Genomic DNA, 14,906 nt, shown 5'->3' with positions numbered 1-14,906 from the left:
CACCTATCCTTCTCCCGTATTAATGAATGATCTTAATCACGTCATTGTATAATACAAATACCATAAATAGCATTAGTAATACGAAACCTGCGAAATGTATATAGCCTTCCTTTTCGCGGTCTACCGGCTTACCACGCACAGCTTCTATCAAAATAAAGACCAGACGTCCGCCATCCAGCGCCGGTAATGGCAGCAGGTTCATAACGCCTAAGTTAGCACTTAGCAATACTGCCATATACAAAATGCTCAGCCACATTTCTTTCAAACCGATCTTAGACGTCTCATTGATCATGGTTCCGACAGTATCTACAATACCAACCGGACCGGATACTTCCTTCATCGACATTTTGCCGGTCACAAGCTGGCCTAAGCTGGCAACCGTTGTCTCGATCCAATATTTTACTTCGATCAAACTATACTGCAAAATCTGTCCTGCATTACCCTTCTGATAATCAGAAGCATATATTCCCAGTGTTTTGGTCTTGTAAGATTTTGGTGCGATCTCATACGTTTTCTCTTCGCTGCCTCTGCGGATCACAAATGAAATCGCTTCTCCTTCTTTTTTCTCTTCTTCCATGACTTTGCCAAGTTCTTCGCCATTATCCACAGTACGTCCATTTACAGACAAGATCTCATCCCCCGCCTTAACGCCTGCCTTTTGAAACGGCGAATCTTTGCTCACATCTGAGATTTTCGTATCTGCCGTGTTCTGCTGTTTGTAGGAAAAGCCAAACAAATATGCGGTATAATTCGGATCTACCATGATTGTCTTTTCTTTGCCGTCACGCTCGATCTCTACCTTTACCTCTTCTCCACTCAAAGGATGTAACATCAAGTACGTGTCAATTTCACGGCCGATCGTAATTTTTTTGCCATTGATCCGGCGGATCACATCACCTTTTTTGATTCCAGCCTCACTTGCCGGCTGATTGTCATACGCTGCAAGAACACGCGGAATATCTATTCCGTTATTGGCCAGAATGATAACCGAAAATACAAATGCCAGAATAAAGTTAAAGAAGGGACCTGCAAATACGATAGAGAAGCGTGCCCACACACCCTTTGTATTAAAAGAATCTGCCGCATCATTGTCCTCGTCTTCCCCTACCATAGCACAGGATCCACCGATTGGTAAAAGTTTCCAAGAATATTTAGTTACATCCTGCCAGTCTTCGTAGGCATCAAACTTCTTTTGCGAACAGAAAAATCGACAAACCGGCCCTTTCTTTGTCTTTGCAAACGTAATAATTCTCGGACCCATTCCCACGGAAAATTCAGGTACTCCGACACCGTGTTTTTTCGCAAGTAGAAAGTGCCCCAATTCATGAATCACCACAATGACTGTGAATATCAACAATGCTGCAATTATGTTCATAGTTTTCTCCAATCTGCCATCGTTTCCGATGACATCTATCCTTTCTTTATGCTTTGATCTTCTCTTTCAGCAAACGATATACGTCTTTCTCTACCGCCAAAATTTCCTCCAATGACGGATCTTTGATCACATGATGATGCTCCATACTCCAAGCGATCAAACGTGCTATATCCAAATAACCGATCTTATGCTGTAAAAACAATGCTACCGCCATTTCATTCGCAGCATTTAATACCGTTGGAAGACTGCCTCCTGTACGTCCTGCCTCATATGCTAGAGCTAATCCTTCAAAAGTGTCCATATCCGGCTGCTCAAACGTGATCTCCTGCAATTTCCAAAAATCTAACCGCTCGCCCTGTAGATAACGGCGATGTGGATATGTCAAGGCATACTGGATCGGCAGTTTCATATCCGGCGTTCCAAGCTGCGCCATTACCGCTCCATCTTCAAATTCCACCATAGAGTGTATCACACTCTGTGGCTGCAAAACGACTTGTATACGATCAAAATCCACATCAAACAGATGACGGGCTTCGATCACTTCCAAACCCTTATTGACCATCGTTGCAGAATCTATCGTAATCTTGCGTCCCATGCTCCAGTTCGGATGACGGAGCGCATCTTCCACGCGGATATGTTCTAATTCCTCTTTCTTTTTACCTCGGAACGGTCCACCGGATGCCGTAAGCAAAATTTTATGTAAAGAGCCATGTTCCTCGCCTTGCAGACACTGAAAAATAGCTGCATGTTCACTGTCCACCGGCAATAGCTTAACGCCATGCTTCTCCACCAAAGGCATAATGATGTGACCGGCCGTCACCAATGTTTCTTTGTTGGCAAAGGCAATGTCTTTCCCTGACTTGATCGCCTCGATCACAGGACGAATCCCAATCATGCCGACTACTGCTGCAACAACTATGGTTGCTTCGGAATAGGTTGCACAGGCAATCAGTCCATCCATTCCCGTAACGATCTCGGTATCTGCCGCAGCATCTTTACGTAAATGCAAACGCTCCTGTAATTCTTTTGCCTTGTCTTCCAAATACACGCACACTAACTTCGGCGTAAATTCTACAATCTGTTTTTCCAACAGATCAATATTAGACCCTGCTGCAAGCGTTACGATCTGCATATCTTCATTTGCTCTGACAACCTCTAATGTCTGTGTTCCGATCGATCCTGTAGAACCAAGTACTGCTATCTGTTTCATGGTTAAATAACCCCTCCATTTCAAAGTTTCTCCTGCATTCGTAAAACTATCCGCATCACAAATAATGCATAGTCAAAAATACACTTAATACCCTATTATAATCCTACAGCGAATGAAACATTGTCACTAAATAATATACGATAGGCGCTGTAAAAATAATACTGTCAAAACGGTCTAAAATACCGCCATGACCTGGGATCAATGTCCCATAATCTTTAATGTCGTGATTTCTCTTGATCGCAGATGCTGTCAGATCGCCAATCTGTGAAATAACAGAGGATACTGCACCAACCACTGCAAACTGCCACCACAATGCGGTCTGGGTGCGGTAAAAAGCCAGTGCAAACAAAAAGCCGATCAAAGCTGCACCAATAATCCCCCCCACGCATCCTTCAATGGTCTTATTTGGACTCAATTTAGATGGCATTTTATGCTTTCCGATCAATTTACCGACACAGTATGCACAGGTGTCTGAGCCCCATGCTCCGATAAAGATCAGCCATACTATCAGTTGACCTCCCTCAAGCATACGTACCTGAAATACATACGACAACATCATTGTCACATAGATCAATCCAAAAAATACCATAATGATCTGTTCACTGCAATATTTTGGGTAAGCGATCACATAACAAGCCATCATAAGCATCAGCGCACCGATCAATAACATAATAACATAGTCCGTTTTTTGTGCCGCCAACAACAGATCCAGGCCAATACTCGCGGCATATCCGATCAACGCCGGTACTGTCTTTTCCATTTTAACGGCACGATAAAGTTCAAACAGGCCGATCACAGTGATCAATGTTATTACCCAAAACAATGGCAAACCGCCAAAGATCATCAATGCGATCGTAATGATCATCAATACAATTCCACTCAGTAGTCTAGTCTTAAACATATCTGCTCCCTTTCTATTTGACACCACCGAAACGTCGGTCCCTTTGTTGATAATATTCTACTGCCTTTTCCAGTTCTTTTTTATTAAAATCAGGCCACAAACAATCTGTAAAATAAAACTCGGTATAAGCCATCTGCCACAACAGATAATTAGAAAGCCTCTGTTCACCGCTGGTTCGTATCATAAGATCCGGATCCGGTATTCCCTTTGTATCCAAATATCCGGAAATCGTGTCCTCGGTAATATCTATCGGATTCAAAATGCCGTCTTTAACATCTTTCCCCATCTTGGTCACCGCACGCCGAATTTCATCTCTGCTGCCATAGTTTAAGGCAACCTGAAAATGCAGCCCGGTATTTTTTGCCGAAAACTCTTCCAACTCACGGATCTGATCCTGCAGATCCGGTGCCAGTTTCGTAATATCTCCTATCACGCGTACCTGCATGTTGTTCTTCTCACTGGTTTTCAGGCAATCCTTTAAGTAACTATATAACAACTTCATCAAAGCATCGACTTCCTCTTTGGGTCTGGACCAATTCTCCGTTGAAAATGCATACATCGTCACGTATTCAATGCCCATATCCCATGCTGCCGCACAAATCTTTTCTACGTTTTTGCTGCCAGCTGCATGACCTGCGTTCCTTGGAAGGAAACGCTTTTTAGCCCATCTTCCGTTGCCATCCAAAATGATCGCTACATGTCTGGGTACGGCTCTCTTCTCATCACTCATCTATATCCTCATTTCTATGCGCAACTGCACCCATCCCGGGAGCAGACGCCATATTCCTTTATTGAAAAGTAGGGATAGACCCATTCCGTCCATCCCTATGATCCATGTTTTGAGAAAATCTCTCAAAACTATGTTATACTATACTGTCATGATCTCTTTAGATTTTGACTCAACCATTTCATCAATTTTCTTAACAAACTGATCTGTCAGTTTCTGTACTTCTGCCTCCGCATCCTTCTGCTCATCCTCAGAAATTTCATTTGCTTTCTGCTCTTTTTTGATATAATCGTTCGCATCTCTGCGGATATTACGGATCGCTACCTTGGCATCCTCGCCCTTTTTCTTGACATCCTTTGTCAAATCCTTACGACGTTCCTCCGTCAGTTCCGGGAAAGTCAAACGGATCACTTTACCGTCATTATTTGGCGTAAGTCCCAGATCAGAAACTAAGATTGCTTTTTCAATCTCCTTGATCAAACTTGTCTCCCAAGGCTGGATCACCAATGTACGTGCCTCAGATACGGAAATATTGGCAACAGACTGTAAGTTTGTCGGCTGTCCATAATAATCCACCGAAATACGATCCAACACATGCGGATTAGCGCGGCCTGCTCGGATCGTCGTATACTCGTTTGCAAGACTTTCAATTGATTTATTCATTTTCTCTTCAAATTGTCCTAATGATACACTCATGTTTACACCATACCTTTCTTATTCTCTATGCTTCTACCAACGTACCTGCCGTTGTTCCCATTGCTGTGTCAATAATACTGTTCTTTTCATTCAATCCAAAGATCATCATCGGCATATGATTCTCCATGCATAGAACCGCTGCTGCCAGATCAATAACGCCCAAACGCTTATTGACCACCTCATCAATGGAAATCGTATCAAACTTTTTCGCTTCCGGATGTACGGCCGGATCACAGTCGTATACGCCATCAATGGATTTACCGGATAAGATCACATCTGCTTCGATCTCAATTGCACGAAGCACCGTGGCTGTGTCTGTTGAAAAGTAAGGATGTCCCGTTCCACCGGCAAAAAATACAACCTCTCCCGCTTCCAACGCCTTCACAGCTTTATCCTTTGAAAACAGTTCTGTAAACGCTCCGCAGACAAACGGTGTCATAACACTTGTCTTCAAACCAACATAGCGGAAAATATCAGAAACATATACACAGTTCATAACGGTAGCTAACATACCGATCTGATCTGCCTTGGTGCGGTCGATCGTTTCACTGGTACGACCTCTCCAAAAGTTACCGCCACCGGTCACGATAGCAACCTGTACACCATCCTCGACCAGACTCTTTACCTGTCTTGCCACTTCTAAGCAGGTAGCCTCATCAAAACCTGTCTTATTCGGACCGGCCAAAGCTTCACCACTTAATTTTAATAATACTCTCTTATACTTAGCCATAATTATCCTCATTTCTATGCAAAAAACTTATCAATATCCACATCAGTATAATCCAACGAGCAGGATCCGTCCAAAACAGCGCCCTGATTGATCTGCAAAGACTCTGCAATAACATCTCCCTTAACAACAGCGCCTTCCTCTAAGACAACCGCGCCTTGCACGTCGATCGTTCCCTTCACAGCTCCGGCAATATACGCAGATGTTCCGGTAACATTTCCAATGATCACTGTTCCTTCACTGATCTGCACAGTTCCTTCGCTGTCCAAAGATCCTTCCAGTCGCTTCGTATTAACATAGATCTCTGCACCGGAAACATTACCTGTCACTGTACCATTGATCGCTACTTTACCACGGGAAGTAATGTCACCATTGATCGTACCCATTACATCAACAGCCCCGGCCGAATTAATACCGCCATTAACGGTGGTTCCCTGACTGATCACCGTCACTGTGTCATCAGACACTTCTCCGGGTGCATCCATATGTGCTGTCTTATTTTCCTTTACCTTATCCGTTTTCTTATTGTTTTTCTTATGATTTGATGCCGTCTTTTTCTCTGCTTCCTTCGCCGCAGACTCTTTTGCCACATCCTCAATATCTTCTATCTCACCTAAGAGTTTGCTCAAATCTTCATCCATTTCTCCATCAGAGGTCTTATCATCACTCTCTGAAACATCCTCACCATCCGAAAAAATCTGGCTTAACAGATCCTTATCCACATTATCATCTGCAATATCTGCATCGTCCGTCTTGTCCTCATCAAATAATGAACCTAGATCATCACCGATATCATCCAAATTCAAATCCTCCGGTAACGAAACATTCTCTGTCGTCTTTTCATCGTCATCCTTAAAGATTCCCATATTTTCCTCCATTTTGCGCATTGCTGCGCCCTTTATGCTGTAATACCTCATATACGGTCACCAAACTCCGTCTGATAACCATAGTCATACTTTTTAATTATATCATGAATTTACCGGTTCGTCTATAGTCTGCTTGACCCGTCAGCCCCTGCTCTATGCATCCACTGACTCCATTTGATACGAAATACTGCATATGCCCTGTCAAATACGATCCAAACCACCTCTGCCAAAAGTACCGCCGCCAAACCAAACAAGATCTTAGAATGCTGCAAAACCGTCAGCAAGAATCCTTGTACAAGCTGTTGGAAACCAAATACATAAACATAGCTACAAACTGCACTGATCAAAAGCACATGATACAATATTCCTTTTAGTATCCACGCAAGCATCCTTTGTTTCTTTGAAAAAAAGTGTTCCAAGCACTCCCACGCGAAAACATACAGTACGAATGCCGCATATGTCAACACATACCATTTATTTGGCAACAACACTGCACCTAATACACCTGCTGCCGCAGAAACCAGCAATCCATCCTTCCACCCTCTCTGCCAAGTTGTCACGCCTCCTAAGAAAGCCGCTGCCGCCAGGCAAAATAATGAACAATTCTCAAACACGCAAGACAAATACAATAACACCACCATGGCCGCTGTGATCATACCACCATAACTAACCCTGCCAGACTTTAGAAACATGTACACAAATCTCCTCCCATGCATTCACAAAGTGTATCCGCACACCAAAGATCGCAGCACAGATTGCCTGTTCCACATTCACTGCCCGCATATGGATCTCTTCCATATTGACCACCATAACTTTGATATTGACCACGCTGATATGGATTATAACCCTGTCCACTGTTCTGGCCTTGATACCCCTGACCCTGATAGCCTTGTCCCTGATAGCCGGCACTATAGCCGCCAGACATCTGACTGTCATTTGTTGCGTAGCCTTTCGCGCGCATATCCATGATCTGCGAATATGCCGCCTGCACTTCCTTAAACTTTTCCTCTGCCAGATCCTTCAACGGATTATTGGCATTTGCATCAGGATGATATTTACGACTCAGTTCACGATATGCCTTTTTTACCTCTTCATCTGTTGCATCGCTGGAAATCCCCAGCACCTTATATGGATCCATTATTGTTCCTCCTTCTGCAGTTCCTGTTTTATCATATCAAAGCGATTCCATACTCCTGCATATAAAATATTACGCATAATATCTCTATACTCCAGGCACGGTAGCTTCTCAAATGCTGCTCCGGCAGCCGCGATCTCTGTCAACAGCTGCTCCTCGACCTGCGGTAATAGTTCCCGACGGTCAGTCCCCAGATAAGGGTTAAATCTCTCCTTATGGGTGTCTTCCGGCAAATCCTCAAAAGCATCCATAATATAGATAAATTTGCCCAAATAATATCCGGTTTCCCGAAAAAAATCTGCCAATCCGTCTTCTTTCCACGCAAATACTTCTGCAAGCATGCGGCCAAAACAATCTGCCAGAGCAGAAACATTCCTGCAGTCTTCCTGCTCTAACAAATGAAGCCTTTGCATTCCCTCGGCAATTGCTCTTGCCTGTCTTGGATAGTGTTGCTCCAATCGTCTGCTCTGCCCACGATACATCTGAACTCCCAATGATGCCGCCAGCGAATGTTCATCCTGCTTATCGTCCACAAAATGATAATAGCTCAGAAGCATATTAATATCTGCTGCATAGTTTGCTGCTTCCGTACGGATCACACGTCGTTTGCCTACCGGATGGATAATGCATCGCTTGTGTTCCTCCTTTACCGCCAGATCATACACTGATGAAAGCAACAACACCAAAAATGTCATGTCATACGTCAGCGTAACCTGCCCCCGCAGCCCATAGTTATCCCGCAATGAATGACACAGGCCGCAGTAAAAACCCTTGTAACACTCATAGTCTTTTACTAACAGCTCCGGTTTACGGATTCTTACATAACCAAACATGCTACTTCCATCCTCTCTTTTTTTCTAACGTTGTTTATCATAACATAAAAATATGGTATGATGTTAAACGAAAAATTAAATTTATATTAAAAACTCAAATTTCGCACATCCAAAGCTTCTGTTAGGTCGCATATTGCTTATTATGTCAAAGAATACTAAGTATTTTGCAGCCACAACATAGTGATTTCTGCAAGCAGCGAACTATAGTAATTGCCTTGCCGCATTTTCGTTTTTGGTGATTTCTAGATTTTGTTATCTCTGATGATTGATTTACATGCCTTTCGGAAACTCGAAGTCCCGGAAGCAAGGTAATCATCATTTTTGAAAGGGACTTTGCGCTCGTCGTTACTTATGTCTCGTATTTCAGAGACATTAAGTAACGTGACGTAGCGCATCGTAGCGAAAGCGTCCCGTCCAAAAATCGATGATACCTTGCTAGACCGGGACATCTCAGACAATCCTTCAGGCATGTATTCATCAGAGATGTAACAAAATAAGAAATCACGCAAAAACTCTGCGTTCTGCGGCAATTATCTTAGTTCTCTGCAGGCAGAACAAGTTAGCTTATCGGCTGCAAAATACTATATTTATTGTTGACATAATAAGCAATATGTGACAACATGATAATTTTTGAAGTGCGAAGTTTGAGAAAAAAAGAAAGGCAGAAAAAATATGAAATTAGTGATACAACGTGTTGATGAAGCAAAAGTAACCGTCGATGAGGCTATCATTGGCAGGATCAGCAAAGGGCTTCTGATCCTTGTGGGAGTCAGTGACACAGATACCACAGACATAGCAGACAAAATGCTAGATAAGGCACTCAAAATGCGTATTTTTGACGATGAAAGCGGAAAAACCAATCTATCACTCTCCGATGTTGGCGGCGAACTGCTTCTCGTCTCCCAATTCACCTTATATGCCAACTGTAAAAAGGGCCATCGCCCTTCCTTCATGGAAGCCGGTAAACCGGAGCACGCAAAAGCTCTCTATGAATACATGCTTACCAAAGCAAACGATTACTGTGATGTCGTACAACATGGATCTTTTGGTGCACATATGCATGTATCGCTGGTTGGCAACGGTCCTTTCACCATTGTATTAGATTCAAAGGAACTACTCGGGTGTTAATCATTTTACGGATCTTCCGAAAACAATAAGTGTGGGTTTCATAGCGGTAATATTTCGGCTTTTCAAAAAGGGGTCGTATTCCATGGAATACGACCTCTTATATCATTCACTTTATTTCAAAAACTCTGCAGCTTCCTTACACATAAACAATAAATGACACAATTACTGACGTTGTTTATGATATTTTACTTTCTCGCGATACATCCTCTCGTCTGCTTCTTTAATAATCTCCTCTAGCGAAATTGATCGATCCGGTTTCAAAGAAACCAATCCGATACTTGCATCTACTTGATATGGCTTACCGGAAGATGCATTAAACTCGTCCAGATATCGATGCACCTTCTCGATCAACAACTCTCCGGTGTCATTATCATTCTCCGGACCGGCAACAATAAACTCGTCACCGCCAAATCTTGCACAGCAGTCATTCATTCCGCCAGATGCCTGCAGAGCCTTCGCAATCGTCGATATTGCAATATCACCATCTGCATGGCCATACGTATCATTGATCACCTTCAGACCGTTTAAGTCAACCGAAAGCAATTTGAACTTTTGCTGCTCCTCTACACACTTCTCAAAGTCTGATTTGATATTCATATAAAAACCACGTCTGTTAAACAAACCTGTCAACGGATCATGGACATATTTATTCTCTAAGTTCTCAATGATCGTCTGCTGTCTCCGCTGTGTCTTGGACATATCTAATGCATTGCACACATTCAAGAAAAACTCATAATAACGAATAATGTCAGCTGTATCTTCATCAATCGAAATAACAGCATAACCTACCGTCTGCGCATGAATGTGCAGCGGAAAGAAGCAAAGACTTCCACAGTCGTCCAAAATCTCATCCAGATCCGGCAAAAGATCATTTGTATTATAATCGATCATTCCCTGCCATACACCATGTTTGCGGTATAGTACACGATTCATTCGCGAGGAATATCCGGTATGCTGTGCCATACTATTCTCCACAATATCGGAAAATTCTTCCTCGTCCATGAAATTATCCACAATGCATATCATGATATATTCGTCGTTTAACTTAGCCGTTGACTGCATAATACCATCAAACACTTCAGCAAAGTTCGTTGCCTTTGTAAGTGACGCTGACATACGGATCTGATCCATCATAAAATACTTCATCTCTGCCTGCCATAAGCACAACGAATGAACCAAAGCATTCTGATTCTTGACCGTTTCTCTCTCGCATCCACAACTTCCGTACAATTGTAGATTTGCATCAATCTTATGAATATAATTGTCCGGAAATGTCTTGCCGTCAAAAAGCTCTTTCAAAATGTCAAACACCTGTCGTGTCACTTCTGTGATATCACGCCCTGCCGTTGCAATATGCGGCTGATGATTGACAGCCTCCGGGATGCCATCATAACCGGTGATCATAATATCCTGCGGCACCTGAAAACCACGCTGCTCCAAAAACTCTTCCACTGCCAATGCCATAACATCATTGGCGCACACCACCGCTTCCGGCATAGGAATACCACTATCAACAAACCGCTGCATAGCCTCTAAGGTTGGCCCATTCCAAAAATCGCCATAGTCAATACGCCGCTCGTCCACTTCCAAATTATGATCTTGCAGAGCTCTCTTATACGCTTCAATGCGAGCTTCTGAGCAGCTTTCTCCTTTGCATCCTGCAATAAAATTAATATTCTTCACATGATGCTCTTCGATCATATGCGATGTAATCTTATAAATTGCTTCAAGATCATCAATGCAAACACTGATACATCCCTCTAATTCACGATCAATTGCTATAACCGGGATACCCTTTTGATTTGCATCATTCACAATCCCGGTTAAGATATCATCATCCAAAATAGTCACTGGAAAAATAACCAGTGCATCTAAGATATCATAGTTGATCAAACGATATATTTTCCGCTCTCCGATATCATGCGAATCCATAAAATAAAACGCACTGAACGAATAAAAATAAAGCAGATTAATGTCATTTTCTTCCGCAAATTTACGAAACCGGTGTAAAAAGACATCATTATATTGTTCATCAATATTTGCCATACAAACGGCAACCGTCTTTTTCTTCATATTTTCCTCATTTCTAATAGTGCATCTGCCACCCATCACTCAATATAGAAAAGAATATACGAATATGATTTCGTACATAGATTTCCTATATCAGATCACATATTATCTGACTAATTATACAACACTTTTTTTGAAAAAACTACTACAAATTTTAAGGTTTAAAATTTGCTACGATCACCCTGCAGGCACATAATTATTGATGGTAATAACTAAAGAATTCTTCCATCTTATGAATGGATTCTTCCAACACTTCAATCCGAGGAAGATATACCACACGAAAGTGATCCGGCTCACTCCAGTTAAATCCACCGCCATGAATGATCAAAATCTTCTTATCCCGAAGCAGATCCAATGCAAATTTTTCATCATCCACAATATTAAACTTCTTCGTATCTACTTTAGGAAAAATATAAAAGGCAGCCTTTGGTTTGACAGCAGTAATTCCCGGGATGTCATTGAGCGCCTTATAAATATACTCTCGCTGCTCATAAATACGCCCACCCGGCACAATGTAATTTTGCACACTTTGATGGCCGCCAAGTGCCGTCTGAACAATGGACTGTGCCGGAACATTCGAACACAAGCGCATATTAGAAAGCATATTTAAGCCCAAAATGTAATCTTTTGCCATCGCCTTGTTGCCGCTTAAAACCATCCAGCCTACACGGAAACCGGCAATCATGTGCGATTTTGATAAGCCGCTGAACGTCACGCAGAACAGATCAGGTGCCAGTGATGCGATTGAAACATGCTCTTCGTCATCCATCACCAAACGGTCATAAATCTCATCCGAAAAGATCATGATCTGATGTTCTCTCGCTACATCTACAATCTGCTGCAGCACTTCTTTCGGATAGAGTGCTCCGGTCGGATTGTTCGGATTGATAATGACAATCGCTTTTGTGCGGTCATTGATCTTTTTGCGGATATCTTCAATATCCGGATACCATTCTGACTGCTCATCGCATAAGTAATGCACGGCAGTACCTCCTGCCAGCGTCACACACGCTGTCCACAATGGATAATCCGGTGATGGCACCAACACTTCATCCCCACTGTCGAGCAAAGCAGACATGCTGAGATTGATCAGTTCACTAACACCATTTCCCGTATAAATATCTTCTATAGCAACATTTGGTATATGTTTCAACTGCGCATACTGCATGATCGCCTTTCGAGCCGAAAACATTCCTTTTGCCGGCGAATATCCCTCACAGTCTGCAAGTTGTCTGCGCATATCATAGATCACCTCATCCGGTGCACGAAAACCAAACGGTGCAGGATTTCCTATATTTAATTTAAGAACCTGTGTCCCGGCATCCTCCATGCGATTTGCTTCCTCAACAACCGGTCCTCTTACATCATATAATACATTATCTAATTTGGATGACTTCATAAACTCTCTCATGATACTTCCTCCTGATTTCACTCTATTTTGAGTTGATCCTTTCCAGGATACTTTCCCCTCAATTTTTCCTTCTGCACTCTCTCTGTCTTCTGCTTTACGAGCGGTGTTTTTCTCGCCCACATTATGGATGGTATTTCCTTCTACCATCCGGCTGTCTCCTTCTCCCGTCAAAAGCCAGTCTGCGTCTACCTGCAGACAGTTTGCCAGAAAGCAAAGAATTTCCGCTCGCGGCACTGTCTTTCCGCTCACATATTGACTCATATGGCTCTTTCCAAGCTTGACGCCATATTTATCCGCTTCGCGTACAAGATCTACCTGCTTGAACCCGCGCTGTCTCATAGCGTCTTGCAGCCGTTCTGCAAACGTCCGTTCCATAAACATTCTCATTCCTTTCTCCAGGTGCAATTCCACAGTCGAAACTGCTACACTGCTATCTAATCTTTTATTTATCTACCGAGTTCAATTTGCAGAACATTATATGTAAAAAAGTTCAATTTTATGTCATTTCTGCTGTCTCGAACTTCAATATGTTGCTATAATAGCACACCCGACGTTCAAAAGCAATGCAGATCTTTGTTTTTTCTTAAACTCATTGCGGGGAAAAGTTCAATTTTGTTATTAAATTGAACTTTTAGACACTACTTGATTTTTTCCATTTTCTTTGCCAATATATAATCTGGCATCTACTACTGTGACAAGTTTCTCAATCATCCTGCTTTCTGCACCACTGCCAAAGCCAAAGGTCATACTCACCTTTACTCGTATTCCCTTGTACATAACTGCTGTCTGTGCGATTGTCTCGCGCATACGTTCCGCAAGTTTTAATCCCTCCTCCGGCGTACCATGTAGCAAAATCAAAATCTCCTCTCCACCCCATCGACATGCCACACCATATGGTTCTACCAGGGTTTGTATGATCTCTGCAATCTTTTGCAGTACAATGTCCCCACATGTATGACCATAAGTGTCATTAATACGCTTAAAGTCATCAATATCTCCTAGTATCATGCAATACGGTGTTCCATCTTGTTCATACTGCTCCATCACTTTTCCCATGCTGCGACGATTGCGAAGCTTGGTCAATGCATCGTAACTAGCTAAAAATTGCAGATCTTCATTCTTATTTTGAAGATTTTGAAACAGCTCTTTGATCGCATACACAAACAACATCGTCTCGTAAATTAACATTGCCATACACATCGACAAATTAATGGCAAGAACGCGAATTGACAAAACATGGAAAGCACTCGATACTAAATTACTTTCTCTGGACACAAAGCACGATATAACGGTGATCACCGTTGCTATGATCGTCAGTGCATTATAGCTGCCTACTCCCCTCTGCCAACTGTCACTCGAAAATCCCACATAATAGATTACCGGAATCAGCGCAACAACATATAGCCAAAAACCATATCCATATCCCAAATAAAGATTACACAGCACCGCATGTGCTATAATCTCGATAAATGCTGCGATCAGCCAAAATTTAACATGCCTCTCTCTTCTCATGCAGATCGTACCCATAAAATACATAATAACACTGCAAATATTAAATCCAAATAACACGTACAACTGCAAGCGGTTAAACTCCACAGCAAGAACAATATGTACTAACATGCAGAATATATACAACATTCTGTATTCTTTTAATTTTTGAACTAAAATATTTTCCATAAATTCACTCCCCCCTTTTGTACATTACGCCATTATCTTCTGACAAGTTCAAACTATACACATCCAATATTATCATATCGTCATATATTGCTTATTATGTCATAGAACACTAAACATTTTTCTGTGCGAAGTTTGAGTTATCTTTTGATA

The 14,906-nt window shown here is 42.2% G+C and carries 14 protein-coding genes; 1 reads left to right on the top strand and 13 read right to left on the bottom strand.

Annotation, left to right across the window (positions count from 1 at the left end):
• Window positions 1–19 precede the first annotated feature (19 nt).
• The 10 genes from rseP to ACSAJE_RS01060 all read right to left on the bottom strand — a co-directional run bounded on the left by rseP (window position 20) and on the right by ACSAJE_RS01060 (window position 8,470).
• The gene (gene rseP / locus ACSAJE_RS01105; RefSeq protein ID WP_118690060.1) at window positions 20–1,375 is read right to left on the bottom strand and encodes an RIP metalloprotease RseP; all 1,356 of its coding nucleotides are present in this window, start codon (window positions 1,373–1,375) and stop codon (window positions 20–22) included.
• A gap of 46 nt (window positions 1,376–1,421) precedes the next feature.
• Window positions 1,422–2,585, bottom strand: coding sequence for a 1-deoxy-D-xylulose-5-phosphate reductoisomerase (dxr, locus tag ACSAJE_RS01100; protein WP_118506467.1), 1,164 nt, complete (start codon window positions 2,583–2,585; stop codon window positions 1,422–1,424).
• 103 nt (window positions 2,586–2,688) lie between these two features.
• On the bottom strand, window positions 2,689–3,486 hold the full coding sequence (locus tag ACSAJE_RS01095) for a phosphatidate cytidylyltransferase (protein WP_118690222.1): 798 nt from the start codon (window positions 3,484–3,486) through the stop codon (window positions 2,689–2,691).
• Window positions 3,487–3,499: 13 nt separating this feature from the next.
• A complete protein-coding gene (locus ACSAJE_RS01090; RefSeq protein ID WP_118690059.1) occupies window positions 3,500–4,216 on the bottom strand; it encodes an isoprenyl transferase in 717 nt (238 codons plus the stop codon).
• A gap of 138 nt (window positions 4,217–4,354) precedes the next feature.
• Entirely contained in the window at window positions 4,355–4,909 is a 555-nt protein-coding gene (gene frr / locus ACSAJE_RS01085) for a ribosome recycling factor (protein ID WP_118690058.1), read from the bottom strand.
• 25 nt (window positions 4,910–4,934) lie between these two features.
• Window positions 4,935–5,639, bottom strand: a complete 705-nt coding sequence (gene pyrH / locus ACSAJE_RS01080) for a UMP kinase (RefSeq protein ID WP_022026263.1) — start codon at window positions 5,637–5,639, stop codon at window positions 4,935–4,937.
• Between the two features lie 14 nt (window positions 5,640–5,653).
• Window positions 5,654–6,553: a polymer-forming cytoskeletal protein gene (locus ACSAJE_RS01075; RefSeq protein WP_458009483.1), complete on the bottom strand. Its 900-nt coding sequence runs from the start codon at window positions 6,551–6,553 to the stop codon at window positions 5,654–5,656.
• A gap of 71 nt (window positions 6,554–6,624) precedes the next feature.
• Window positions 6,625–7,200, bottom strand: a complete 576-nt coding sequence (locus ACSAJE_RS01070; RefSeq protein ID WP_458009482.1) for a hypothetical protein — start codon at window positions 7,198–7,200, stop codon at window positions 6,625–6,627.
• Window positions 7,185–7,640 carry a J domain-containing protein gene (locus ACSAJE_RS01065; RefSeq protein WP_458009481.1) on the bottom strand — a complete coding sequence of 152 codons (456 nt, stop codon included), beginning with the start codon at window positions 7,638–7,640 and terminating at the stop codon, window positions 7,185–7,187. The genes ACSAJE_RS01070 and ACSAJE_RS01065 overlap by 16 nt, the downstream gene beginning before the upstream one ends.
• Window positions 7,640–8,470, bottom strand: a complete 831-nt coding sequence (locus tag ACSAJE_RS01060) for a DUF5685 family protein (protein ID WP_458009480.1) — start codon at window positions 8,468–8,470, stop codon at window positions 7,640–7,642. Before ACSAJE_RS01060 ends, ACSAJE_RS01065 begins: the two co-directional genes overlap by 1 nt.
• A gap of 672 nt (window positions 8,471–9,142) precedes the next feature.
• Here ACSAJE_RS01060 and dtd point away from each other — a divergent pair.
• Complete coding sequence (gene dtd, locus ACSAJE_RS01055) at window positions 9,143–9,598, top strand: D-aminoacyl-tRNA deacylase (protein WP_022026258.1); 456 nt, start codon at window positions 9,143–9,145, stop codon at window positions 9,596–9,598.
• A gap of 162 nt (window positions 9,599–9,760) precedes the next feature.
• On the opposite strand, the gene ACSAJE_RS01050 is transcribed toward dtd, so the two are convergent.
• The 3 genes from ACSAJE_RS01050 to ACSAJE_RS01040 form a co-directional block, all read right to left on the bottom strand.
• Window positions 9,761–11,671 (bottom strand): diguanylate cyclase, encoded by a 1,911-nt coding sequence (locus ACSAJE_RS01050; RefSeq protein WP_458009479.1) that lies wholly within the window; start codon window positions 11,669–11,671, stop codon window positions 9,761–9,763.
• 193 nt (window positions 11,672–11,864) lie between these two features.
• Entirely contained in the window at window positions 11,865–13,460 is a 1,596-nt protein-coding gene (locus ACSAJE_RS01045) for an aminotransferase class I/II-fold pyridoxal phosphate-dependent enzyme (RefSeq protein WP_458010041.1), read from the bottom strand.
• Window positions 13,461–13,697: 237 nt separating this feature from the next.
• Window positions 13,698–14,756 (bottom strand): GGDEF domain-containing protein, encoded by a 1,059-nt coding sequence (locus ACSAJE_RS01040; RefSeq protein WP_118690052.1) that lies wholly within the window; start codon window positions 14,754–14,756, stop codon window positions 13,698–13,700.
• Window positions 14,757–14,906: the final 150 nt, after the last annotated feature.

It is taken from the genome of Jutongia sp. SJQ-6, from assembly GCF_054161275.1.
The sequence above is the reverse complement of the archived record's forward strand: the minus strand, read 5'-3'. Positions and strand labels throughout refer to the sequence as shown.